The following is a 23,371-nucleotide window of genomic DNA, read 5'->3' on the forward strand; positions in this document are numbered from 1 at the left end:
CCGTGGCAGAACAGGCCTATCGCATCGAGCGGGACTCCATGGGCGAGATGCGGGTCCCCGCCGATGCCCTCTACGGCGCCCAGACCCAGCGGGCCGTGGAGAACTTCCCCATCAGCGGCATCCGCTTTCCACGCCCCTTCATCCGCGCCCTGGGATTGATCAAGCGCGCTGCCGCCCAGACCAACGCCGAGCTGGGGCTCCTCGACTCCCGCCTGGCGGAGGCCATCGTCCAGGCGGCCGGCGAGGTCATCGAGGGCAAGCTGGACGGCCACTTCGTCCTGGACATCTTCCAGACCGGCTCGGGCACCTCGACCAACATGAACGCCAACGAGGTCATCGCCAACCGGGCCATCCAGATCCTGGGCGGCGAGCTGGGGACGCGCAGCGTTCATCCCAACGACCACGTCAACATGGGCCAGTCCAGCAACGACGTGATCCCCACCGCCATCCACATCGCCGCCCTGGAACAGATCGAACGCAAGCTGATCCCCGCTCTGGAAGCCTTGCGGGACGCCCTGGCCGAAAAGGCCCGTGCCTTCGATGACGTCATCAAGATCGGGCGCACCCACCTTCAGGACGCCACGCCCATTCGCCTGGGCCAGGAGTTCTCGGGCTACGCCAGCATGGTCGACCACGGCATCCGCCGCCTGCGGTCGCTGCGGGAGCACCTGGCCGAACTGGCCCTGGGCGGCACGGCGGTGGGGACGGGCATCAACACCCACCCCGAGTTCCCGCGGCGCACCATCGCCCGGATCGCCGAGGCGACGGGCCTGCCCTTCCGCGAGGCGGAGAACCACTTCGAGGCCCAGGGCTCAAGGGATGCGGTGGTGGAAGCCAGCGGCCAGCTGCGCACCGTGGCCACCAGCCTGATGAAGATCGCCAACGACATCCGCTGGCTGGGCTCCGGTCCCCGCTGCGGCATCGGCGAGATCCTGATCCCGCCGACCCAGCCGGGTTCGTCCATCATGCCGGGCAAGGTCAACCCCGTCATGTCCGAGATGCTGATGATGGTCTGCGCGCAGGTGATCGGCAACGACGCGGCCATCGCCGTCAGCAACACCCACGGCAACTTCGAGCTCAACGTGATGATGCCGGTGATGGCCCACAACCTGCTCCAGTCCATCGAGTTGCTGGCCAACGGGGCGGCCACCTTCACCGAGCGCTGCGTGCGCGGCATCGAGGCGAACCGGGAGCGCTGCGAGGCGCTGATCGAGGGGTCCCTGGCCATGGTCACCTCCCTGGTGCCCCGGCTGGGCTACGACACCGCCGCCGACATCGCCAAGGAGGCCTACGCCAGCGGCCGCACGGTGCGGCAGCTGATTTTGGAGAAGGGCCTGCTCTCGGAAGAGGAGACGGCCCGCCTGCTGGACCCGCGGCGGATGACGGAACCGGGCCGGGCCGAGTGAGGGGCCCGGCCCGGCGCAGGGCGGAGGCGGTCGCTGCAGGCCCGCGCCATCTGGTGCCTCCGCCGCGAGCCGGCTCAGCAGCGGGCAGCGGCCAGGGGGTGCGGGTCGTGCAAGCTCCTGCCCGAATTCGACGTTGCGGCTGTTGCCCGCTCCGACCCCGATCCCTAATGGCCCATGCGTGGAACACAAACATTTGTTTTGGAAGTAGTTGACAGACCCCTGCGTTGGATTTATTCTTTGTTGTGTGGCCTGCCTAATAGGGCAAGGCCCGGCTCGCAGGAAGGGTGTCGGGAGAGGGGGCGCGCCATGACCGTAGGCGAAACGGCCGCCAGCCAGGACCCTTCGGCGCCGCCGGAGCGCATCGACGCCCTCTCCCTCTGGCTCGTGATGCAGCGTTTGGACGACTTCAAGCGGGACCAGGAGCGGCTTTATGGCCAGGTGGACCTCCTCCACCGGGGGCTCACCGATGTGCGCCGAGAGATCGGTGACGTGCGCCACGAGATGACGGCTATACGCCAGGAGGTCGCCGGCCTGCGGCAGGACATGCACCAGGAAATCGCCGCCGTACGGAGGGAGCTCGGCCAGAAGACGGCCACGGTACGACAGGAGCTGCGGGAGGAGTTCGCTGGCCTGCGGCAGGAGGTGCATCGGGAGATCACCACCGTACGGCAGGAGTTGCGGGACGCGATCGCTGGCCTACGGCAGGATTTGCGAGATGAGATCGCTGGCTTACGGCAGGAGATGCGCAACGAAATGGCCACCGTACGCCACGACGCCGGCGGTCTCCAGCTTGCCATGGCGGAGTTACGGCGCGACCTCGACCAGCGGATCAGCCGGCTGACCGGGTGGCTCGTAGGCGGCCTGGTCACCCTTCTGGGCACGGTGGTGGGTTTACGGTTCCTGGGCTGAACCTGTCCCGGGTCCAACGCGAGTACCGGCCCCGGGGTTCAAGGCTGGTGCGTCGCGGGGAAAACCCTAGCGCGCCGGGCCGAGTTCTTCCTGAAAATCGTAGACGAGCTTGCTGATCCGGGCGATGTCTTCGAACCCCTGGTCGATGTTGTCCACGCCTTTTGAAAGGATGGCCAGGACGAACGGCCGGCGGCCGAAGACGATGCCCACATCGTCGGCCACGCCCTCGATGTCCCCTTCCTTGTGGGCGACAAACACATCCGGAGGCAACTCACCCGGCAGGCCAACATGGAAGATGGCGTGACCCATGTCGTCCAGCATGCGGCCGCCCAGCAAGGGGTGTTGGCGGGCAAAGTCCAGCACGGCCTCCACGTAGATCCCCATGTCCCGGGCGGTACTGACGCGGCGGCCGCCGGGGAAGATCACCTCGCCCCCCAGCCGGCGCATGAACTCGCCCACGTTGTCCTTGCCGAAGTGGCGGAACAGCATGTTCGTCGTCACGTTGTCGCTGATGGTGATGGACAGGTTGGTGAGGACGCGCAGGGAGTAACTCTTGCCCGGGAAGCCGTCCCGCTGCAGGATGCCGGCGCCGCCCGTCAGGTCCCGATCGGGCTCATAGACGATCCGGTCGTCCATGCGGGCGCGTCCGGCGGCCACCTGGTGATTCACATAGAGGACCAGCGGGACCTTGATGGTGCTGGCGGCGTGGATCGGCTCCCGCTCGTTGATCCCCCAGGTCGCGCCCGTTTGCAGGTCTTTGAAATAAATGCCGAAGGTCTGGGGCCGTGTCTCGATGAACTCCCGAACCCTGGCCACCAGGGGGCCGTAGTCGGGCTGCCGCGCCCCGGGTCGCAGCTCGGCGCGATCCAGAAGCTCGTCCAGCCGGGCCAGGGTGTCTCCGGAATCGGGATCGACCACGGGGATGCTGGAGGCACTCAGACCGGGCGCCCTGCCGGGCTTGGCTGCCCGGCCGCCGTCGGGAGCCTGGGCCAGGTTCATCCGGCATCCAGCCAGAAGCACGCTAAGGCTCACAAGGCCCGTTAGGGCCACCACAAGGCGCGCCCGAGGGCGAGACCGGCCGTTCCTTTGCTCCCCGCCCTGCCTTCCGGACCCCTCTTGCCGCCGGTTTTCAGGCCGGCCCGGCCCGGCTGCATGCCCGCGGCCCGTGTCCCCGCGGCGCCTTGCCCCGCCATCCATGTCGCTACGCCCCTCCTGCCTTGCCCGGCCCATGCCTGGCGGCCGATGGTCCCCTGGGCTGTCCGGGTTCACCACCGGCCCTGGTCTCCTGGGCTACCCCTCTTTCCCGGGGCCTCTCCGGGTCTCTCCCCGGTCCCCCGGCTCCCTGGCTGCGGCCCGCCGCCGCCCGGGGCAATAATTGGTCCCCCGTCCTGTCACCCACTGAATATGGCCAGCCACACCGGCTGTCCCCGCTGCTGGGAGCGGGCTGTCCCTGCAGCTGGGAGCGCTTGGAGGCGGGCCGCCGCCTCTCCCCAGTGCCGAACCTGCCCATCCCCTCGTCAGTAGGTGCCGATGTCTTCGATGAGGGTGGTCATCAGGGCCAGGGCGGTGATGGCTTCGCTCTTGTCCTGCAGCTCGATGGCTGCACGCAACGTCGCCAGCTGGGCCTCGAAGTCCCGGATGGCCGTGGCATCGCTGTTCACCGCCACGGGCACCCTCACCCTTTTCCATTCGGATTCCAGGCGCGCGGCCAGGGCGGCGGCCCGCTGCCAGTCCTCCGCCTGGACGGCCTCCCGCGTCGCCTTGATGCCCTGGCCGATGGAGCCGCCGGGGGTCAGGGGCTTGCGGAAGTACGTCGGCGCCACGCCCAGGGCGATCCCCATGATCACCAGGAGGGTGACGATGATGTAGCGCCGTGCCTTCATGGACCCGGCTACTCCTTACCGCCGCCGGCCGCCCCACCGCCGGCGGCGCCTCGGCCTGCCGCCACCGGTTCGGCCTTGCCCCGCCGCCGCCGGGGGCTCCCCTGGGCCCCCGCGAGCGGCTCGCCGGGTGCAACCTCGGCCGGAGGCTCGGGCCGCTCCCGGGCCGGGGGCCGGTGGTCGTTGTGCCCGTCGGCGCCGAACAGCTCGCCTCCGGGAGACTGGCGTGCGTATTCCGGTTCCTCCGCCGCAACCTTGCGAATGCGGCGTTCCAGTCCCTGTTCCATCACCCGCGCCTGCGCCGCCGCCCGGCGCAGGCGCTCCCGCTCTTCTTCGGACTGCGCGCTGGCGGCCAGAGAATCCAGCCCTGCCCGCACCCGCTTCAGGGTCGCCGCCGCCCGCAACAGCTTGGCGTAGGTCGTCATGCCACAGGCCCTCCTTGCAACGGCCGGTCGCGGCTTCCTGCGGAATCCATCCCATGGCGAAGGCCCGTCGCTTGCGAGTATCCCCCGCCGGCGGGGTGCGTATTTCGCGGCGGCGCCGCAGACACTGGGAGCGGACAGGCGTGACCGGCCGGCGGGCGGGCGTCACCGCCCGTTCGACCTGGCCTGATCAGTGCCGCTGCCGGGCCTTGCCGGCGGAGGGACCGCCGGTTGCGCGGTTTTGCGTCGACGTGATCCGGACGGTGGCTTGGGGGGACGTGCGGGTGCCGGAAACACTACTGGTGCTGATCCGGTCGATCATCGCGTTCGTCTGGCTCTTCTTTCTGACCCGGTTCGTGGGCCGCAAGCAGGTGTCCCAGTTGACCTTCACCGAGTACGTGGTGGGGATCACCATCGGGTCCATCGCCGCCCAGGCCTCCACCGATCCCCAGAACCGGTTCCTCGACGGTATCGTGGGAGTGGCCGTGTGGGCGCTGGCTGCGCTCGCACTGACCTACCTGCAGCAAAACAGCAACGCGGGGCGCAAGTTCATCGAAGGGGAGCCCGTGGTGGTGGTCGCCCGGGGCCAGGTGCAGGAGAAGGGCTTGCGGATGGCCCGGCTCTCGGTGGCGGAGCTCATGGAGCTGCTGCGCCAGAAGAACATCTTCGACCTGCGCCAGGTGGACTGGGCCCTCATGGAAACCGACGGGCAGCTCACGGTTCTCAAGAAGCCCGAGTATGAGCCGCTGACGGCAAAGACCGCGGGCATGCTGACCCCGTCCCGCCCTGAATTCCCGTATGTGGTCATTGCGGACGGGCAGGTTCTTCCCAACTCGCTGCGTGCGGCGGGCAAGGACGAGGCCTGGCTGCGCCAGGAGCTGTTGCGCAACGGAGTCGACGACCCGAGCCAGGTGATGGTGGGCCAGATCATCGGCAACCAGCTGTACGTGGACCTCAAGCAAGACACCCAGACCATCACCCAGCCCCCGCTCCGGGCAACCCTGGGCGCCGACCTGGAATCCCTCCAGGCGGACTTCGCCAGCTGGGCCCTGGAAACGGAGGACCCCGAGGCTCGTCAAATGTACGAGGAGTACGCCCGGAAGACGGGGGAGATCCTGAAGGATCTGGACGCCCTGGTGAGATAGCCCAGCGGTTTAGGGTTTGAATTAATCAATTCGCCCCCCGAAAGAAGCAGGGATACGAAACGAGGTGTCGAAAAACCCATAGCGACGAGGGGACATACAGCATGCCCCGCCCCTCGTCAACCGGCCAGGTTCCTCACCGCTGGCCCCAAAGCTTCCGGCCCTGCCGGGCGGTCGCCTGCCCCGCCCGCCCGGAGCCGGGCCGGAGGGTACCCATGCCCCCAGCAGAGGCGATGCGCCACCCGCGCAGCGCCTCTGCTTTTTGCTGTAGCGTTGCGGCCATGGCCACCCGCACGGCCATCGCCCCCCTCCCCCCACGCCCGGCAGCCACCGGCCCGTTGGCGTGCCCGTTCCAATGCGGGGGGCCGTTATGCGGGGGCCGGTCCCCCGGCACCGCCCGCCATGGGCTCCAGCGGGATCCCCGCCCGCTCCAGGAATTCCACCGCCCGCGGGTCGGGGTACCAGTCCCGGTAGACCACCCGCACCACCCCTGCGCCGATCAGCAGCTTGGCGCAGTGGAGACAAGGGGTGGCCGTGGTGTAGAGAGTGCTGCCCTTCACGGTGACCCCGTGCAGGGCCGCCTGGAGGATGGCATTGGCTTCGGCGTGGATGGTGCGGACGCAGTGCCCGTCTTGCATCAGGCAACCGGCCTCGGTACAGTGGGGGAACCCCGGTGGTGCCCCGTTGTAGCCGGTGGCCAGGATACGCCGGTCCCGCACCAGCACCGCCCCCACGTGGCGGCGCGGGCAGGTGGACCGCCTCGCCACCACCTCCGCCAGTTCCATGAAATAGGCATCCCAGGGGGGCCGCTGGTCGGCTTGATCCTCCTGGCGCGACCCGGCCGGAGGAGCCGGCTCCTGGTGCGGGTCGGGCCGGACGGCTTGATCCGGCCGGGCTGGTGGGTCCTGCGCGCTCTGCTGCTCGGCCATCGGTGCCTTCCTCCCCGCCTGATTGCCTGACTGCCTGACGACCTGTTGACCAGATTCCCTGGCGGCTTGCACGGCTTGGTGGATGGGCCAGCCGTTGCCGCCGCCTGCGGCGATGTTACAATAACACCAGTTTGAGTCGAGGTGACCGCGATGCCCGCCGCAGGCCGCAAGTTCTTCACCCCCGAAGAGGCCACCGCCCTGCTGCCCGTCATCCGGCAGCGGCTCCTGCGCCTGCGCCGCCTCTACCAGAAGGCGCGCCAGTCGTACCGGGAGATGGAGCAGATCAAGGCCGTCGGCTACAAGCCCGACGGCACCCTGATCATGTCCTACGACTACAAGCTGGCGCGGCAGGCGCTGCGGGCGGCCGTGGAAGAGGCCAACCAGCTGCTGGCGGAGATCCACAGCCTGGGCTGCCTGGTCAAGGACGTCGACCTGGGGCTGGTGGACTTTCCGGCGCGCCTGAACGGAGAGCCCGTGCTCCTCTGCTGGCGGCTGGGAGAGCCCCGGGTTGCCTACTACCACGGCGAGCATGAGGGCTTTCGCGGCCGCAAGCCGATCCCACCCGCACGGGACGGTGGCTCCGTTTCCTGCGGCCCCGCCGGCTGGGACGCGGCGTCGGAGGGCATCGGCCCGGGGGGATCCAGCGCGGGGTCCTCACCGCCGCGCTGGCGCCGCGCCGCCGGTCACAACGGATCCACGGGTCCCGGCACCGGTCCGGACGAACCGGCTGGCCCGGACCGGGAGGCCTGACCACCACCCGTCTCGCCATCAATCCAGGCCCCGACCGGCGGACCGTAACCGGAGGAAGGGGTTGGCCACGCGCTCGGTCCCGATCCGGGTTTCAGGCCCATGGCCCGGCAGCACCCGGGTGGCGTCGGGCAACACCATCAGTTCCCGGTGAATGCTCTGGAGCAACGTCTCCAGATCCCCGCCCGGCAGGTCGGTGCGGCCGATCCCGCCGGCGAAGAGGGTGTCGCCAGCCAGCACCAGCCCCTCGGCGGCACCGCGGCCCACGTACACCACGTGCCCGGGGCTGTGCCCGGGAGTAAAGCGCACCTCGAATTCCATGGACCCGAACGCCAGGCGCTCGCCGCCCTCCAGCAGGTGATCCGCCGGCGGCGCCACCACCGGCTCCAGCCAGACCGACAGGTTCAGCTGGGGATCCCCCAGCCAGCCCGCCTCGTTCCGGTGGATCCACACCGGCGCCCCCGTGGCTTCCTTGATCGCCTGGAGGCCGCCGATGTGGTCGAAGTGGGCGTGGGTGAGCATCACGGCCGCCACCCGGTGTCCCCGGACCGCTTCCAGCATGGGATCGGGGTCATGGGGAGCGTCGACCAGCACCGCCACCCCGCTGGCACCGTCCAGCAGCACGTACCCGTTGGCCTGGACGGGGCCCAGGGGAAAGGCCAGCACACGCAAGGCAGGTTCCATCACCCGGCCCCCTTCCCGGCGGCGGAGGCTGCCGCCGCGCCGTCCGCATCCTGGCGGGCCGGCCGGTATCCCCAGTCCTCGAGCCAGCCCGGGCCTCCGGCCCACTCCAGGCGACGCCCCAGGACCCGGGCCAGTTCCTCCGCGGCCACCTGCGCCACCGCCTCCAGCGCCGGCGCCCGGCCCAGCAAGCGGGCCATGGAGGTGACGCCCCGGTCGGTGATGCCGCAGGGGATGATGCCGCCGAAATAGGCCAGGTCGGGGTCCACGTTGAGGGCGAACCCGTGCCAGGTGATGCCCCGGCTCACGCGGATGCCGATGGCGGCGATCTTCTCGTGGCCGGCCCACACGCCCACCAGCCCGTCCTCCCGGTGGGCAACGATGCCGAAGCGGGCCAGGGTCGCCACCAGGGCTTCCTCCAGGCCGTGGACGTACCGCTTGAGGCCCCCGGGCAGGTTCTTCAGGTCGATGATGCCGTAACCCACCAGCTGCCCCGGGCCGTGGTAGGTCACCTTGCCCCCGCGGTCGATGTGGAACACCTCCACCCCCCGCTGCCGGCGCAGGGTGGGGCTGAGCAGGATCTCCTCCTCGCGACCGCTGCGGCCCACGGTGTACACCGGCGGGTGCTGGAGCAGGAGGAACAGGTCCGGCAGCCGCCCCTCCCCCCGGGCCCGGGCCAGTCGCTCCTGCAGCCGCCAGGCAGGCTCGTAGGGGGTGAGGCCGGGCAGCCAGGTGACCCGGAGGACGGGCGCGCCGTCCGGCAGAGCCTGGCCGGCAGCAGGGGCCGTTGGGACGGCCCGATGGAGCTCCGCCACAGCGCCCATTCCGGTGGCCGTGGCGGTTCCCACGATGCCATCGGCCCCTCCCCTGGTGTGGGGGCCGGTTGTGGAATTTGCACCCATGGCGGCATCCGCCCCCATGCTTGCATGGACCCCTCGGCCGGGATCGACCTCTCGCGCCGGACGCATCCCCATGGCGGAGCCATCCTGACCGGCCAGGAACCGGCTCGCCTGACCGGCCGGTGCCCCGCGCCCCGTGCTCCATGGTGCGCCCCCGTGCTCCATCATGCTCCCGCTGCGCCCCCCGCTGCCCGGGCGGCCTCCAGGCCATGAGGCGTTTCCAGGGGTGCCGCCTGGGCCGGAGCACCGCGGTTGGTCGCCAGGGACCCGACCTGGGCCGGTGCGGCTTCGTCCCCCGCTCCCTCCCGCCGGCGAGCCCGGTCGGCCTGCTCGTGGGCGTGGTACGAGCTCCGCACCAGGGGGCCGGATTCCACGTGGGAAAAGCCCATGGCCAGGCCGATCCGCTTGAGCTCCGCGAACTCGTCCGGATGGTAGTACTTCTCCACCGGGAGGTGGATGGGCTCCCGGGTCGGGCGCAGGTACTGGCCGATGGTGACGATGTCCACCTGGTGGGCCCGCAGGTCCCGCAGGGTCTCCAGGATCTCGTCCCACGTCTCGCCCAATCCCAGCATCAGGCCCGACTTGGTCTTGATGTGGGGTGCCCGCCGCTTGGCTTCGGCCAGAAGGGCCAGGGACCGGTCGTATCTGGCCCGCGAGCGCACCCGGTCGGAGAGGCGGCGCACCGTCTCCACGTTGTGGTTCAGGATGTCGGGTTCCGCGTCCAGGACCACCTGCAGGGCGTCCCAGTCGCCGTTGAAGTCGGGGATCAGCACCTCGACCGCCGTGTCCGGACAGCGGCGCCGTATGGCCCGGATGGTCTCGGCGAAGACGGCCGCACCCCCGTCGCGGAGGTCGTCCCGCGCCACCGACGTGACCACCACGTGTTGCAGGCCCAGGCGCTGGACGGCATCCGCCACCCGCTCCGGCTCCGCCCAATCCAGTTCGGTGGGCCGGCCCGTGGTGACGGCGCAGAACCGGCAGGCCCGGGTGCAGATGTTACCCAGGATCATGAAGGTGGCGGTCAGGTTCTCGAAGCACTCGTAGATGTTCGGGCAGCGGGCCTCTTCGCAGACGGTGTGCAGGCTCATGCCGCGCAGCAGCCGCTTGAGCCGGTTGTAATTGGGCCCCTGGGCCAGGCGCACCTTGAGCCAGTCGGGATGGCGGCGCCCGGCGTGACCGCCGGCCAGGGCATGGCCGTCCGCTGCCGGGAGGTCACGGAACCCTCGGGTAGGGGCATCGGAGCCGGATCCACCGGCCGCCGGCGGCGGTCCGGCCTCAGCGGGGGAGCGGCGGGGTAGCGCCGTTGCGGCGGCATCGGGCCCGGGAAGAGCCGGACCGGTTTCCTGGCCGGCACCTGCCTGGCCAGGGCGAGCCGCCGGGGAAGCGGGTACGGAGGCCCGGCCGGCGCCGGCCCCGGGCTCCTGTCGCCCCGCCGGCGCTTCCGTTTCGGGCGAGGTTCCAATGCGGTGAAGGGCTTCCATGGGGCGTGATCCCACCTTCATTGGGGTGGCAGCCGCAGGGCCGGCTGGCCCGGCGCGGCTGCCAAATGGGCCTTCGCCTTCGGGCGCCGGGTTCCTCCCGGGCGGGTTCCCGCGGGCAGGTTCCTGCGGGCGGGGGACTTTCGGCAGGGGCCTTCCGGCGGGGGCCTTGCGGCGAGGGCCTTGCGGCGCGTTGTGCCCACCAGCTCCCACCGCGGGCTCCCCCGGCTCGGGGAGCCGCGACGGCAGCACAGCACCGGCCGTCAACGCGACAAGGGGGCCGGGATGGAACCCGGCCCCCTGGACGGCCGTACCGGCGGCGGTCACGTCAACCCCGGAAAGCGCCGCCCGCCTGCTCGTTGGCCGTGGCCGACTGCCATTTGGCGGAGTAGTTCTCCGCCGGGTTGTAGCTCTGGGCCGTGGCGCCATACTGGGCATGGCCGCCCGGGCCGGCCTGGCCGTACTGGCCGGCCTGGTTCTGGAACTGCCCGTACTGTCCAGCCTGGCTCTGGAACTGCCCGTACGCGCCGGCCTGGCCCTGGAACTGGGCGGACGAACCCGCCTGGTTCTGGAACTGGCCATACTGGCCGCCGGCCTGGCCGTACTGGCCTACCTGGCTCTGGAACTGGCCCGCCGTGCTCTGGGTGTACTGGCCGCCGTACTGACCGTACGGGGCTCCCGCCTGGGCACCCGCCTGGCCATACTGGCCGTACTGGCCGAATTGCCCGGCTTGGTTCTGGAACTGGCCATACTGGCCGCCGGCTTGCCCGTACGGCTGGCCGTACTGGCCAGCCCCCGCGGCGCCATAGCCGGCGCCCCCGGCCTGGTTGCTCATGTTACCCGCACCGGCCTGGGACTGCCAGCGGCTGCTGTAGTTTTCCGCGGGGTCGTAGCTCTGGGCCGTGGCGCCGTACTGGGCATGGGCGCTCTGGCCGTACTGGCCGAATTGCCCGCCGGCCTGGCCGGCCTGGTTCTGGAACTGGCCGTACTGGCCGCCGGCTTGCCCGTACGGCTGGCCGTACTGGCCAGCCCCCGCGGCGCCATAGCCGGCGCCCCCGGCCTGGTTGCTCATGCTCCCCGCACCGGCCTGGGACTGCCAGCGGCTGCTGTAGTTTTCCGCGGGGTCATAGCTCTGGGCCGTGGCGCCGTACTGGGCATGGGCGCTCTGGCCGTACTGCCCGAACTGCCCGGCCTGGTTCTGGAACTGGCCGAACTGGCCGCCGGCTTGCCCGTACGGCTGGCCGTACTGGCCGGCCTGGCTCTGGAACTGCCCCGAAGCCTGGTTGCCCAGGCCCTGCCCGCCCGCCGGCGACTGCCACTGGGAAGTGTACTGCTCCTGCGGGTTGTACGATTGCGGCGTTGCGCCGTAACGCGCGTGGCTCGGGCCACCAAAGGCGCTGGGTTCGTCCACGATGATCCCCCCTGACGGCTAGCTGTTTCCAGCGGTTAGATTGCGGAACCCCCCGGCTGCTATACCTTCCAGTTGCCACCAGCTCCGGAGCCGCCGGGGGCCATCCGCCCGGCAGCCCGGCCGGTCCCGTCCGGCCGGTCAAGCCGGCCACTCTACCGGTCACGTCCAGTCAAGGCCGGGGGCTCCGCGGGTCAAGGCCGGCCGGTCCCCCGGTCACAGCCCGCCGGCTCGCCGTCACGGGCAAGCCACGGGCCACGAGGCAGCCAGATGGCGTACCGGAGAAGAGGTGGAGCCCCGCTCCTGCGATCGGGACGTGCAGGGAGGAGTCCCGCCGGCCGCCCCGCGTGGGACGGCTGCCCACGGGCGGCCATACAATGCCCTAGCCACTGGTTCCAGGGGTCCAGGTCCGGGCGGCGACCCCGGCCAGCGGCGGGCCCTCGAGCCCGGATCCGCCGCGGCTGCCGTGGTTCCCCCCGAGGGCCCAAGCCCCCGGCGCCGGGGCAGCCCGCAACCGGACCCGCGGGCTCCGCACGGAACCGGCGCGCCGCGCCCGCACCATGCGCCCGCGCCATCGGGAGGGAATGCCTGTGGTCGAGGTTCGGCCCATCCCCCTCAAGGGCGGAACGGCCGTCGGCGTGAAGGTGGAACTGCCCAAAACCCGGCTGGTGGCCATCGCGACACCCGCGGGGTACATCATGTGCGGCGCCCTGGACGTGCGCCTGCTGGACGACCTTCTCGGCGCCCGCCGCATCGTGGCGGGCCGCGCTCTCGGCGTCCGCGACTTCGGCGATCTCCTGGAGCGCCCGCTGGAGTCGGTCACCAGCGCGGCGCGGGAGTTGGGTATTCACCCGGGGATGACGGGGCGCGACGCCCTGGAACGCCTCCTGGCGGTGGAACCGGCCCCCGCCGCGGCGGCGGCCGGCGGCGACAGCCCGGGCCCGGCGGCCGGGTGAAGGGCTGGTGGGAACAGGCCGCGCGCTAGGGGCCGGGGGAAGGAGGCGCCGGAGAGCTGGCCGGAGGCCGGAAGCCCGGGTCAACGGCCAGCGAAAAGCCCGGGAGAGGCGGGCGGGGCGGACGGTCAAGTCCGCCTGTCCGGCGCCCGCAGAGGCCGCCGGCCCGCCGCCGCTAAGGAGGGCAGGGCGCCGAGAAGGCCAGGGGGCCGGTTCCTCCGCGGGAACCGGCCCCCTTTTCCTGGGCTGTGACGCCGGGGCCCTGCCAGCCCAGGGCCTGCCAGGTGCAGGCGCCCCCCGGGCCCGTGCCCAGCGCCCTGCGCGCATCGTGGACCGCAGCCTGCCTGGCGCTGCAGCCCGCCGGGGTCCCCCTACGGGCGCCGCGGCTCCCCGGCCGCCTGGCCCGCCCAGCCCTCGTTCACCGGTGTGGCGAAGACGGGGTCGTCCAGCACGCGGGCGATGCGCGGGTAGGCCACCAGCGCCAGCACCCCGGTGGCCAGGCCCTTGATCAGGTTGAAGGGTGTGATGGCGGTGACCACCGTGGCCCCCACCTGCTCGGCGGGCACCCCCCACAGCGGTAGGAAGACGAAGTAGTTGGCCACGGCCATCACGGCGCTGGTGCTGGCGGTCCCCACCAGCATAGCCAGGGCCAGGGCCCAGCGGCTGCCGATCTTCCGGTATAGCCACGCGGCCGGCACCACATAGGCCAGGCTGGCCAGCAGGTTGGCGGCGATCCCGACCCATCCTGCCGTGGACTTGCCCGAGAAGAGGAACAGCAGGTCCTTGACCAGCGCCACCGTGGCGCCGGCCGCGGGGCCGTAGGCGAAGCCGCCCATCAGCACCGGTAAATCGCCGGGATCGTACTTGAGGTACGCCGGAATGAAGGGGAGGAGAGGCGTCAGCTGGATCTCCCACAGCATGAGCAGGAACGCCATGGACGCCAGGAGCGCCAGGCGCACCATGCGACGAACCACCGGCATGCACCCCCTGCGCAGAGCGTGCGGGCGGGCATCAAAAAAGCCCGTCCCGCCCAGCCCTTCGGGGGAACGGACGCAGGTGGACCCGTAGGCTTGCGCGTGGGTCAACGATTTCCCGGTCGAGCGCGTGATCCCGCGCGGCCGCAGGCGTCCCGCACGGGCGACGGCGCCGCGGCCGCGAGCGCACGTCGCGGTCGAACACGGCACCCCCTGCCGGCATCCCCTGGCGCCCCGCCGTCGACCGGGCGCCGCACGCCCCGCGGTCGAACGCCGAACGCCCGCGTGCGGCACGCTCACGGCACCCCGCCGCGGCCACCGCGGCCCACCCCGTCACCGGCAGGGCACAACCGCCAGGTGCGCGCGGCACGGCCGCCCGGCGAGCACGGTAAGGCCGCGCCCGCCTCTTCCGGGAAATCCCGCGTCCCTTCCTTCTCCCATCCGGACTATCACCGTCGGCTCCGGCTTCTCACCGGAATCGGCCGCGCCCTTCACCGCACCGGCACCGGGGAGGCCTGCCTGCCTCGGCCCGGGCATGGGTGCTCCGGGCGCGGTTCGCGGGCTGGTGCGGTCGCGCCAGGACTGGCGCGCCGCCATCACCGCCGGTCGGGACTTCCACCCTGCCCCGAAGGAAGGTCATGGATTGTGGAGGTGAGGACCGTCCGGACGAAAACCCACCTCTAAGATGACTATAACAGATCCGGCAAGACCTGAGATCCGCCAACCCGGGAAATACGGCGGCACCTGGAACGGCCGCAGGTGTCGCCCGCCATGCCCTCGACCTGCCCGCGCTGTTACAAGGCTCCGGTCTGCGGCCCCGCCGTTCCGGGCAGGTTATTGCTGCTGAACCGGGTGAACCGGAACGGACGAACCGGTGGGGTGATCGGGATGGGCTGGGCATTGACGCTGGTGGTGGCCGGGCTGGCGCTCCTGCTGGTAGCGCGGCTGGGGATCTTCGCCCTTACCCTGGGGCTGGGCCTGCTGCCCTTCCTCCTGATCGCCGGCGGCGTCATCTGGGCCGTGTCCACCGTAATGGCCCGCCGGCGGAACGGCACCGGCGGGCCGGCTGACATGGGCTGATGGACATGGGCTGATGCGCCGTCGCGCCCTCGAGGATCGCCTCCCGCGGAGGGATCGCCCCGGCATGCCGGAGGAATCGCTCCCGGCATACCGGGCCGTCGAGGCATCGCCTCCCCGTTACCGTTTCCCCAGCACGTGGATGGCGTGGCCCAGCCCCGCCTCCGCCGCCTCCATCACCGCCTCGCTCAGGGTCGGGTGGGCGTGGACGGTGAGGGCCAGATCCTCCAGGGTGGCGCCCATCTCGATGGCCAGGCCCAGTTCGGCCACCAGGTCGGACGCCTCCGGCCCCACGATGCCCGCCCCCAGGACCACCTTGCTCTCCCGATCGGCCACCAGTTTGACGAACCCGTCCCGCTCGCCCAGGGTCAGGGCCCGGCCGTTGGCCGCGTAGGGGAACCGCCCGACCACCGGGTCGTAGCCCTGCTGGCGCGCCTGTTCCTCCGTCAGCCCCACCGTGGCGATCTCCGGGTCGGTGAAGACGGGCGCCGGCACCGCCACGTAATCGGCCGCCGCGGGCAACCCGGCGATGACCTCCGCCGCCACGATCCCCTCCCGGCTGGCCTTGTGGGCCAGCATGGGACCGGGCACGATGTCGCCGATGGCGAAGATGTTCCGCTGGCTGGTGCGCAGCTGGGCATCGACCTTCACCCGGCCCCGCTCGTCCAGCTCCACGCCCGCCAGCTCCAGTCCCAGGCCATCAGTGTTGGGCCGCCGGCCCACGCTGACCAGGACCGCGTCGGCCACCACGGCCTGTTCTTCCGATCCGGACGAACCCGCCGATCCCGGCGCCCCGGTTCCCGCCGCACCTCGCCCGCCGGGGCGGGCCGGCCCGGCATCGCCGGACACTGCCCCAGCCTTCCCGGCCGCTCCCGCACCGGCCGCTTCCCGCACCGCACCCGCAGCAGCCCCCGCGGCTGCTGCGGGGCTCTCCCCGCGGGGCTCGGGCCTGAACACCACCCGGACCCCCCCGCCGCCGGGCTCCTCCTCCCACCCCAGGACGCGGACGCCGGTGTGGACCTTGACCCCTAGCTGGCGGAGGCGCCGGGCCACCACCTGCACCAGCTCCGGATCGGTGCCGGGGAGCAGCTGGTCAGCCAGCTCCAGCACCGTTACCTCCGACCCTAGCTTGGCAAAGGCGGTGCCCAGCTCGAGGCCGATGTACCCGCCCCCGATCACCACCAGCCGCAGGGGCAGGTGGTCCAGCGCCAGGGCGTCGGAGGAATCCAGGATGCGGACTCCGTCGAAGGCGAAGCCCGGCAGCTCGACGGGCCGCGAGCCCGTGGCCAGGATGCAGTGCTTGAACCGGTAGACCTCGTTGCCCCCGCCGGGGTTCTCCACCAGCACCTGGTTGGGCCCGGTGAAGGTGGCCCGCCCCTTCACCACCGTCACGCCGTTGCCCCTGAGGAGCTGCTCCACGCCGCCCGTCAGCCGCTGGACGACCGACTGCTTCCAGCCCTGCAGCCGGGCAAAGTCCAGCCGCGCCCCCTCGACCACGATGCCCCGCTCCGCCTCCCGGGCCAGCCGGTGATAAGCCTTGGCGGCGTCGATCAGGGCCTTGGAGGGGATGCAGCCCACGTTCAGGCACACCCCGCCCAGGCGGTCTTTCTCCACCAGGGTGACGTCCTTGCCCAGCTGGGCGGCCCGGATGGCAGCCACGTAGCCGCCCGGGCCGCCCCCGATGACCAGGACCTCGGTCTCCGTTGCCACCTCGCCGACGACCATCCCATCCACTCCCGTTCCGCCGAACCTGCGGCCCACGCCCCGCCCACGCTCCGCCGCCCAGCGGGCTCGCCCCATCCTCGTGAACAGGTTCCCGCATAAGGGCGCCTGCGGGATGCGGGCGGGTGCCGTCAGGCCCGCCTCGCCGTCAGGCCATCTCCAGGAACAGCAGGCTCGGCTGCTCCAGGTACTCCTTGATCCGGTTGACGAACCGCACCGCATCGGCCCCGTCGGCCACCCGGTGGTCGAAGCTCAGGGCGAAGTTCGTGATGGTCCGCACCACGATTTCCCCATCCCGCACCACCGGCGTCTCGCGGAACTTGTGCACGCCCAGGATCGCCACCTCGGGGTGGTTGATGATGGGCGTGGACCACACGCCGCCGCCCAGGGCGCCCACGTTGGTGATGGTGAAGGTCGAACCCCGCACGTCGTCCAGGGCGATCCGCCGCGCACGGGCCGCTTCGGTCAAGGCCGCGATCTCCCGGGCCAGCTGGAAGATGCTCTTGCGGTCCACGTCCCGCACCACGGGGACGATGAGGCCCTCATCGGTGGCCGTGGCCACACCGATGTGGTAGTAACCCTTGAGCACGATCTCCTGGCGCTCGTCGTCCAGGCTGGCGTTGAAGACGGGGAACTGCTGCAGGGCCGCCACCACGGCCTTGGCGATGAAGGGCATGTAGGTGAGCTTGATCCCCCGCTGCTCCGCCAGGGGCAGGGCCTTGCGCCGCAGCTCCACCAGTTCGGTGACGTCGACCTCCTCCACGTGGGTCACGTGAGGGGCGGTGTACTTGGACTGGACCATCTTCTCGGCGATGCGCTTGCGCAGGCCCCGCAAGGGTACGCGCTGCTCGCCCCCCGCTGCAACGGCCCACCTGGCGGCCGAACCGGGCGCTGCCGCCGGGGCGGCCGCACCCGCCGTCGCCGCGGCCGCCACCCCCGGCACCCCGGCCGGGATGCCGGCGGCGACACCAGGGGGCGCGGCGGCCAGTCCTGTGGCTGGCACTGCACCTGCTGCCGCAGCCGGTGCTGCGACAGGCGCTGTACCCGCTGCCGCACCCGGGGCCACGGCCGGCGCTGCACCCGGGGCTGCGGGCGGTGCCGCCGCCGTCGCTCCGCCCGCCGTTGTACCAGCCCCAGCCGCAGTAACCGCCGGCGTCCCGGCCGCCCGGGCCGCGGCAAAGGCCCGCACGTCCTCGGCCGTCACCCGGCCCGCCGGGCCCGTCCCGGGGACCAGGCGGATGTCGACCCCCAGCTCGCGGGCCAGGCGGCGGGTTGCCGGGGTGGCCAGGACCCGCCGCGCCTCCGCTGCCGGCCCACCGCCCGGGGCCGCGGCCGCTGGCACCGCGGCCGCAGCCCCGGGCACCGCGGCCAGGCCGGGTGGGGCCGGCGGCGTGACCCCAGGCGAAGCGGCCGGCGCTCCTCCCGGTGCCGCGGCCGGGCCCGGGGCCGTCGTCGCCGGGGGCACCTGGTGCGGTACCACCGGGGACGCCGCCTGGGCCGCAGGGGCCGCGGCAGCAGCCGGCGCCGCCCCGGCCGGTTCGTCCGCCCGGGCTTCCGTGTCGATCACCACGATGACGCTGCCGACCTGGACCACGTCCCCCTCGTTGCCGCGCAGCTCCAGCACCACGCCGGCCACCGGGGACGGGATCTCCACCGTGGCCTTGTCGGTCTGTACCTCCACCAGGGGCTGGTCTTCACGCACCCGGTCCCCCGGCTTGACCAGCCAGCGGACGATCTCCCCTTGGTGGATGCCCTCGCCCACGTCGGGCAACCGGAATTCGTACGCCATCCGCCGCACCTCGCTTTTCCGGGGCCGCCCGTCGCCGTTCCCGGGTCAGGATCTCAGCACCCGCTCCACGGCCCGGATCAGGAGCTCTGCACCCGCTCCACGGCTCGGGTCAGAAGTCCGGGTCAGAAGTTCAGCACCCGCTCCACGCCCCGGATCACCCGTTCCTTGTTGGGCAGGTAGTAGTCTTCCAGGTGGAAGAGGGGCATCGGGGTGTCGAAGCCCGCCACCCGGTACACCGGCGCCTCCAGGTACAGGAGGGCCCGCTCGTTGATCAGGGCCACGATCTCTGCCCCGAAGCCGGCCGTCTTGGGCGCCTCGTGGACCACCAGGGCCCGGCCCGTCTTCTGCACCGCCGCCACGATGGCGTCCACGTCCACGGGGCTCAGGGTCCGCAGGTCGACGATCTCGCACTCAATGCCGCGGCCGGCCAGTTCCTCCGCCGCTTCCTCCACGATCCGCACCATGGCGCCCCAGGTGAAGATGGCGACGTCCCGCCCCTCGCGCACGGTGCGGGCGCGGCCGATGGGCACCGTGTAGGCCTCTTCCGGCACCTCCTGGCGGAAGGCACGGTAGATCCGCTTGGGCTCGAAGAAGATCACCGGGTCGGGGTCGCGGATGGCCGCGATCAAGAGACCCTTGGTGTCGTAGGGGGTGCTCGGGATCACCACCTTGAGCCCCGGCTGGTGGATGTACCAGGCCTCGGGGCTGTCGGAGTGGTGCTCCGGCGCCCGGATGCCGCCGCCCCAGGGCGCGCGGATCACCAGCGGGCAGGTGAACCGCCCGCGGGAGCGGGCGCGGATGCGGGCGGCGTGGTTGACGATCTGGTCAAAGGCCGGAGCCATGAACCCTTCGAACTGGATCTCCGCCACGGGCCGCAGGCCGTAGATGGCCATGCCGATGGCCGTGCCCACGATGCCCGACTCGGCCAGGGGCGTGTCGATCACCCGGTTCTCGCCGAACCGCTGGTAGAGGCCCTCGGTGGCGCGGAAGACGCCGCCGTTGACGCCCACGTCTTCGCCCAGGACCACCACCCGGTCGTCCAGCTCCATCTCGGTGCGCAGGGCGTCGGCCACCGCCTGGACGATGGTCAGCTTGGCCATCACCGCCCACCCCCTTGCTGGCCGTCCCGGCCTGGTGCGGCACCCGGGGCCCCGCCCGCTGCGGTAGCGCCCTGGCCACCGGCCGGGCCATCGGCCGTGCCGCTCCCGCCGGCCGCCGCTCCGCCCGGACCGCCCGCACCCTGACCGGCCGTGCCGCCCTCAGCGAAGCTGCCGCCCGCAGCCCCGGCCTCCCCCAGTTCCGCCAGCAGCTCCCGCCGCTGTTCTTCCAGGTGCCAGGGCAGCTGGGCGTACACGTAATCGAAGATGGCGGCCGGTGAAGCCTTCGGCATGGCCTCCACCGCCTGCACGGCCGCGGCCACCCGCTGCCGGGCTTCCTCGGTCAGGGCCTGATCCTGGGCCTCGTCCAGAAGGCCCCGGGCCATGAGGAAGCGCCGCATGCGGTTCAGGGGATCCCGGCGCCGGCGCCACTCCTCCACCTCTTCCCGCCCGCGGTAGCGGGTGGGGTCGTCGGCGGTGGTGTGGGGTCCGTAGCGGTAGGTCAGCGCCTCGATCAGGGTCGGCCCCTCGCCGGCCCGGGCCCGGTCCAGGGCCTCCTTCGTCACCTTGTACACGGCCAGCACGTCGTTGCCGTCGACCCGGACCCCGGGGAAGCCGTAGGCCACCGCCTTCTGGGCGATGGTCTCCGACGCCGTCTGCCGGTGCAGGGGCACGCTGATGGCGAACTGGTTGTTCTGGCAGAAGAAGACCACCGGCGCCTTGAAGACCCCGGCGAAGTTGCAGCCCTCGTGGAAGTCGCCCTCGGAGGTGGCGCCGTCGCCGAAGTAGACGATGAACGCGCGGCGGTCGCCGCGGATCTTTGCGGCCCAGGCGGCGCCGACGGCGTGGGGGATCTGGGTGGCGATGGGCACCGCCACGGTGAAGACGTTCACCTCCGGCGGAATCTGGTTACCCTCTTCCCGGCCCATCCAGTAGAGCAGCACCTTCTCCATGGGCAGGCCGTGGATCATGGTCACCGCGTGCTCGCGGTAGGATGGGAAGACCCAGTCTTCGGGCTGCAGGGCAAAGGCGCTGCCCACCTGGGCGGCCTCCTGCCCCGCAAGCGGGGCGTACGTCCCCATGCGCCCCTGGCGCTGCAGGTTGAGGCACCGTTCGTCGAAGACCCGGGCCAGGACCATCCACCGGTAGAACTCCACTAGCTTCTCATCGGTGAGATCCGGGGCCGGCTCCCCGACCAGGTTGCCGTCGGGGTCCAGCACCCGGACCAGCTCCAGGGTCTCCTCCCGGAGGTGGTGTAAGCTGCCCACGCCGCTCCCCCCTACTCTGCCTTCCCGGACTCACCGGCTCTTCCTGCGACTTGCAGAGGCTTACAAACGGTCGTTAGATCCGGTCCACCTGAATCAGTTCGTTTACCGGCAAGGGTTCCCTTCCGACGGGAGTTGAGGCCGGCAAAACGGCAATCCGAGCTTGACGAGAACGGCGTGGTTCGAAACACTGAAAGTTAGCGAAGCGAACCGTTAAACCGTATGGCGGGCTCCGGACCATGACTTGCCCCGTCCGGTGCCCGGTCAACGGGCAAGGATGCGCCACCGGGAGGGTGCTCCATGATGCCGCCTGTCACGCCCCAGGAGTGTGCCCGCCTAGTCACCGAAATGGTGCCGCGGGTCATGCGCCTGATCCGGGCGGAGATGCGCCGGCACCAGCCCGGCCGCCTGTCCGTCCCCCAATTCCGCACGTTGGTCTTCCTGGACCGCCACCCGGGGGCGTCCCTTTCCGCCGTGGCGGAGCATCTGGGGGTCTCCCGGCCGACCGCCTCGGCCCTGGTGGGCCGGCTGGTCCAGCGGGGCCTTGTCACCCGGGAAGTGGACCCGGCGGAACGCCGGCGGGTGGTGCTCCGCCTGACCCCGGCGGGCCGGGAGAACCTGGAGGTGGCGCGGCGCCGCACCCAGGCATCCCTCGCCAGCCACCTGGCGGGGTTCAGCCCCGGCGAACTGGCGGTGCTGGCCGAGGGCTTGCGGCTACTGGAACGGCTCTCCGGGGAGGTCGACCAGCCTTGACAGCCCACCACCCTCGTGAGGCCGAAGCCGCCGCCGCGGCCGCCGGGACCGCGGCGGGCGTCCCTGCCGGCGGGCCCCCTGCCGTGGAAACCCGCGGCTTGACCCGCGCCTTCGGCGAGTTCGTCGCCGTGGACCGGGTCGACCTCACCATCCCCGCCGGCTCCATCTTCGGCCTGCTGGGCCCCAACGGCGCCGGCAAGAGCACCACCATCAAGATGCTGACGACCCTGCTTCCCCCCACCGCCGGGACCGCCCGGGTGGCCGGGTTCGACGTGGTCCACCAGGCCGCCGCCGTGCGCCGGCGGGTGGGCTACGTGCCCCAGTTCCTCTCCGCCGACGGCGCCCTGACGGGGTACGAGAACCTGCTGATCTTCGCCAAGCTGTTCGGCATCCCGGCCCGGGAGCGGCAGCGGCGGATCATGGAACTCCTGGAGCTGGTGGGGCTGGAGGGTGCCGCCCACACCCCGGTGCGGCAGTACTCGGGCGGGATGATCCGGCGCCTGGAGATCGTCCAGTCCCTGCTCCACCGGCCGGCGGTGCTCTTCCTGGACGAGCCCACGGTGGGCCTTGACCCCACCGCCCGCCGCGGCGTCTGGGAGCAGGTGCGCCTCCTGCGGGACCGCTTCGGCACCACCGTGGTGCTGACCACCCACTATATGGAAGAGGCCGACGAGCTCTGCGACCTGGTGGCCATCCTCCACCGGGGCCGGGTCGCCGCCGTGGGATCGCCGGCCGAGCTCAAGGTCCAGGTGGGCACCGGCGCCACCCTGGAAGACGTGTTCGTCCAGTTCACCGGCAGCTCGCTGGACACGGGAGGGACCTACCGCGATGTCGCCCGCACCCGCCGCACCGCCCGGCGCCTCTCCTGACGCCCGGGGTGCCCTGGTCCCAAGTCCCGGGGATCCCGGGGGCACCGCCCGCCCCGGCGGCGCTCTCACCACCCCGGGTGGAACCGGCTCCGCCGCCGCCCTGGAGCCCGGGCCGCCGGCCGCGGCGGCCGCGTTCGTCCGGCAAACCCTGGCCATCGTGGAAGCCGAGGTGCGCAAGCTGCGCCACGACCCGGTGGAGCTCATGACCCGGGCCGTCCAGCCGGCCCTGTGGGTGCTGGTCTTCGGGCAGGTGATGGGGCGGCTGCGGGGGATCCCCACCGGCGGCCTGCCGTACCTGGATTTCATGGCCCCGGGCATCCTGGCCCAGAGCACCCTGTTCGTCGCCATCTTCTACGGGATCTCGCTGATCTGGGAGCGGGACCTGGGCATCCTGCACAAGTACATGGCCAGCCCGGCGCCCCGCACGGCCCTGGTGCTGGGCAAGGCCCTGTCGGCGGGGGTCCGGGGCCTGAGCCAGGCGGTGGTGATCTACCTCCTGGCCGCGGCCGCGGGAGTGGCGGTGCGGTACGATCCGGCCGCCCTGGCCGGCGTGCTGGCGGCGGTGGTGCTGGGGGCGGCGGTGTTCTCGACCTTCTCGCTGATCGTGGCCTGCCTGGTGCGGACGCGGGAGCGGTTCATGGGCATCGGGCAGGTGCTCACCATGCCCCTGTTCTTCGCCAGCAACGCCATCTACCCGCTGAGCCTGATGCCGGCCTGGCTGCACGGGGTGGCGCGGGTGAACCCGCTGACCTACCAGGTCGACGCCCTGCGGGCGCTGATGATCCGGGGCGGCGCGGCCCAGTTCGGCCTGGGGTGGGACCTGGGCGCCCTGGCGGTGAACCTGGTGGTCCTGGTGGCCGTGGCCTCCCGCCTCTACCCGCGGGCGGTGACCTGACGGCCGTGAACATGACCTGGTGATGGCCGTGAACATGACCTGGGGACCGTGAACATCCGGGACGGTGAATCGGGAA

General features: G+C 71.7%; 21 protein-coding genes and 1 pseudogene. 9 read left to right on the plus strand and 13 right to left on the minus strand.

Annotation, left to right across the window (positions count from 1 at the left end; translation table 11 throughout):
* The first annotated feature begins 2 nt into the window (after positions 1-2).
* Together DYI95_RS08195 and DYI95_RS08200 are read left to right on the plus strand one after the other, a co-directional pair.
* A complete protein-coding gene (locus tag DYI95_RS08195; protein ID WP_116900270.1) occupies positions 3-1,406 on the plus strand; it encodes an aspartate ammonia-lyase in 1,404 nt (467 codons plus the stop codon).
* A 306-nt stretch (positions 1,407-1,712) separates the two neighbouring features.
* On the plus strand, positions 1,713-2,315 hold the full coding sequence (locus DYI95_RS08200; RefSeq protein WP_116900269.1) for a hypothetical protein: 603 nt from the start codon (positions 1,713-1,715) through the stop codon (positions 2,313-2,315).
* A 66-nt stretch (positions 2,316-2,381) separates the two neighbouring features.
* On the opposite strand, the gene DYI95_RS08205 is transcribed toward DYI95_RS08200, so the two are convergent.
* From DYI95_RS08205 to DYI95_RS08215, 3 genes are all read right to left on the minus strand, one after another.
* A complete protein-coding gene (locus DYI95_RS08205) occupies positions 2,382-3,314 on the minus strand; it encodes a serine hydrolase (RefSeq protein ID WP_243149697.1) in 933 nt (310 codons plus the stop codon).
* A gap of 518 nt (positions 3,315-3,832) precedes the next feature.
* Positions 3,833-4,198, minus strand: a complete 366-nt coding sequence (locus tag DYI95_RS08210) for a DUF4363 family protein (RefSeq protein WP_116900267.1) — start codon at positions 4,196-4,198, stop codon at positions 3,833-3,835.
* 8 nt (positions 4,199-4,206) lie between these two features.
* A complete protein-coding gene (locus DYI95_RS08215; RefSeq protein ID WP_116900266.1) occupies positions 4,207-4,620 on the minus strand; it encodes a translation initiation factor IF-2 in 414 nt (137 codons plus the stop codon).
* 281 nt (positions 4,621-4,901) lie between these two features.
* On the opposite strand from DYI95_RS08215, the gene DYI95_RS08220 reads away from it, so the two are divergent.
* Entirely contained in the window at positions 4,902-5,762 is an 861-nt protein-coding gene (locus DYI95_RS08220) for a DUF421 domain-containing protein (protein WP_243149698.1), read from the plus strand.
* A gap of 365 nt (positions 5,763-6,127) precedes the next feature.
* Here DYI95_RS08220 and DYI95_RS08225 read toward each other — a convergent pair whose 3' ends face one another.
* The gene (locus DYI95_RS08225; protein WP_116900264.1) at positions 6,128-6,688 is read right to left on the minus strand and encodes a dCMP deaminase family protein; all 561 of its coding nucleotides are present in this window, start codon (positions 6,686-6,688) and stop codon (positions 6,128-6,130) included.
* Positions 6,689-6,838: 150 nt separating this feature from the next.
* Here DYI95_RS08225 and DYI95_RS08230 point away from each other — a divergent pair, with 150 nt between their 5' ends.
* Positions 6,839-7,438, plus strand: coding sequence for a DUF2203 domain-containing protein (locus DYI95_RS08230; protein ID WP_116900263.1), 600 nt, complete (start codon positions 6,839-6,841; stop codon positions 7,436-7,438).
* An 18-nt stretch (positions 7,439-7,456) separates the two neighbouring features.
* Here the strand turns inward: DYI95_RS08230 and DYI95_RS08235 are convergent, their stop codons facing one another.
* The 4 genes from DYI95_RS08235 to DYI95_RS08255 all read right to left on the minus strand — a co-directional run bounded on the left by DYI95_RS08235 (position 7,457) and on the right by DYI95_RS08255 (position 11,904).
* On the minus strand, positions 7,457-8,119 hold the full coding sequence (locus DYI95_RS08235) for an MBL fold metallo-hydrolase (RefSeq protein ID WP_116900342.1): 663 nt from the start codon (positions 8,117-8,119) through the stop codon (positions 7,457-7,459).
* A complete protein-coding gene (gene lipB / locus DYI95_RS08240) occupies positions 8,119-8,964 on the minus strand; it encodes a lipoyl(octanoyl) transferase LipB (protein WP_243149699.1) in 846 nt (281 codons plus the stop codon). The genes DYI95_RS08235 and lipB overlap by 1 nt, the downstream gene beginning before the upstream one ends.
* A 215-nt stretch (positions 8,965-9,179) precedes the next feature.
* Complete coding sequence (gene lipA / locus DYI95_RS08245) at positions 9,180-10,496, minus strand: lipoyl synthase (protein WP_116900262.1); 1,317 nt, start codon at positions 10,494-10,496, stop codon at positions 9,180-9,182.
* Positions 10,497-10,821: 325 nt separating this feature from the next.
* The gene (locus DYI95_RS08255) at positions 10,822-11,904 is read right to left on the minus strand and encodes a hypothetical protein (protein WP_243149700.1); all 1,083 of its coding nucleotides are present in this window, start codon (positions 11,902-11,904) and stop codon (positions 10,822-10,824) included.
* 587 nt (positions 11,905-12,491) lie between these two features.
* Between DYI95_RS08255 and DYI95_RS08260 the strand changes: the two are divergent.
* A pseudogene (locus tag DYI95_RS08260) lies at positions 12,492-12,788 on the plus strand (YunC family protein); the annotation flags it as partial.
* Between the two features lie 437 nt (positions 12,789-13,225).
* Here the strand turns inward: DYI95_RS08260 and DYI95_RS08265 are convergent.
* Entirely contained in the window at positions 13,226-13,828 is a 603-nt protein-coding gene (locus DYI95_RS08265) for an ECF transporter S component (RefSeq protein ID WP_116900340.1), read from the minus strand.
* Between the two features lie 888 nt (positions 13,829-14,716).
* Between DYI95_RS08265 and DYI95_RS08270 the strand changes: the two genes are divergently transcribed.
* Positions 14,717-14,908 (plus strand): hypothetical protein, encoded by a 192-nt coding sequence (locus tag DYI95_RS08270; RefSeq protein WP_147308102.1) that lies wholly within the window; start codon positions 14,717-14,719, stop codon positions 14,906-14,908.
* 117 nt (positions 14,909-15,025) lie between these two features.
* Here the strand turns inward: DYI95_RS08270 and DYI95_RS08275 are convergent, their stop codons facing one another.
* The 4 genes from DYI95_RS08275 to pdhA all read right to left on the minus strand — a co-directional run bounded on the left by DYI95_RS08275 (position 15,026) and on the right by pdhA (position 20,781).
* Complete coding sequence (locus DYI95_RS08275) at positions 15,026-16,630, minus strand: dihydrolipoyl dehydrogenase (RefSeq protein WP_116900259.1); 1,605 nt, start codon at positions 16,628-16,630, stop codon at positions 15,026-15,028.
* Between the two features lie 145 nt (positions 16,631-16,775).
* On the minus strand, positions 16,776-18,416 hold the full coding sequence (locus tag DYI95_RS08280) for a dihydrolipoamide acetyltransferase family protein (protein WP_116900258.1): 1,641 nt from the start codon (positions 18,414-18,416) through the stop codon (positions 16,776-16,778).
* Positions 18,417-18,538: 122 nt separating this feature from the next.
* Positions 18,539-19,516 carry an alpha-ketoacid dehydrogenase subunit beta gene (locus tag DYI95_RS08285; RefSeq protein WP_116900257.1) on the minus strand — a complete coding sequence of 326 codons (978 nt, stop codon included), beginning with the start codon at positions 19,514-19,516 and terminating at the stop codon, positions 18,539-18,541.
* On the minus strand, positions 19,516-20,781 hold the full coding sequence (gene pdhA / locus DYI95_RS08290) for a pyruvate dehydrogenase (acetyl-transferring) E1 component subunit alpha (RefSeq protein WP_116900256.1): 1,266 nt from the start codon (positions 20,779-20,781) through the stop codon (positions 19,516-19,518). Before pdhA ends, DYI95_RS08285 begins: the two co-directional genes overlap by 1 nt.
* Positions 20,782-21,078: 297 nt before the next feature.
* On the opposite strand from pdhA, the gene DYI95_RS08295 reads away from it, so the two are divergent.
* Genes DYI95_RS08295 through DYI95_RS08305 form a run of 3 tightly spaced genes read left to right on the plus strand, consistent with a single transcriptional unit; the run spans position 21,079 to position 23,295 of the window.
* A complete protein-coding gene (locus DYI95_RS08295) occupies positions 21,079-21,531 on the plus strand; it encodes a MarR family winged helix-turn-helix transcriptional regulator (RefSeq protein WP_116900255.1) in 453 nt (150 codons plus the stop codon).
* Entirely contained in the window at positions 21,528-22,400 is an 873-nt protein-coding gene (locus tag DYI95_RS08300) for an ABC transporter ATP-binding protein (RefSeq protein ID WP_203530598.1), read from the plus strand. The genes DYI95_RS08295 and DYI95_RS08300 overlap by 4 nt, the downstream gene beginning before the upstream one ends.
* The gene (locus DYI95_RS08305) at positions 22,360-23,295 is read left to right on the plus strand and encodes an ABC transporter permease (RefSeq protein WP_203530599.1); all 936 of its coding nucleotides are present in this window, start codon (positions 22,360-22,362) and stop codon (positions 23,293-23,295) included. Before DYI95_RS08300 ends, DYI95_RS08305 begins: the two co-directional genes overlap by 41 nt.
* Positions 23,296-23,371: the final 76 nt, after the last annotated feature.

The sequence above is a fragment of the Thermaerobacter sp. PB12/4term genome, from assembly GCF_003403315.2.
Lineage (GTDB): Bacteria > Bacillota > Sulfobacillia > Thermaerobacterales > Thermaerobacteraceae > Thermaerobacter.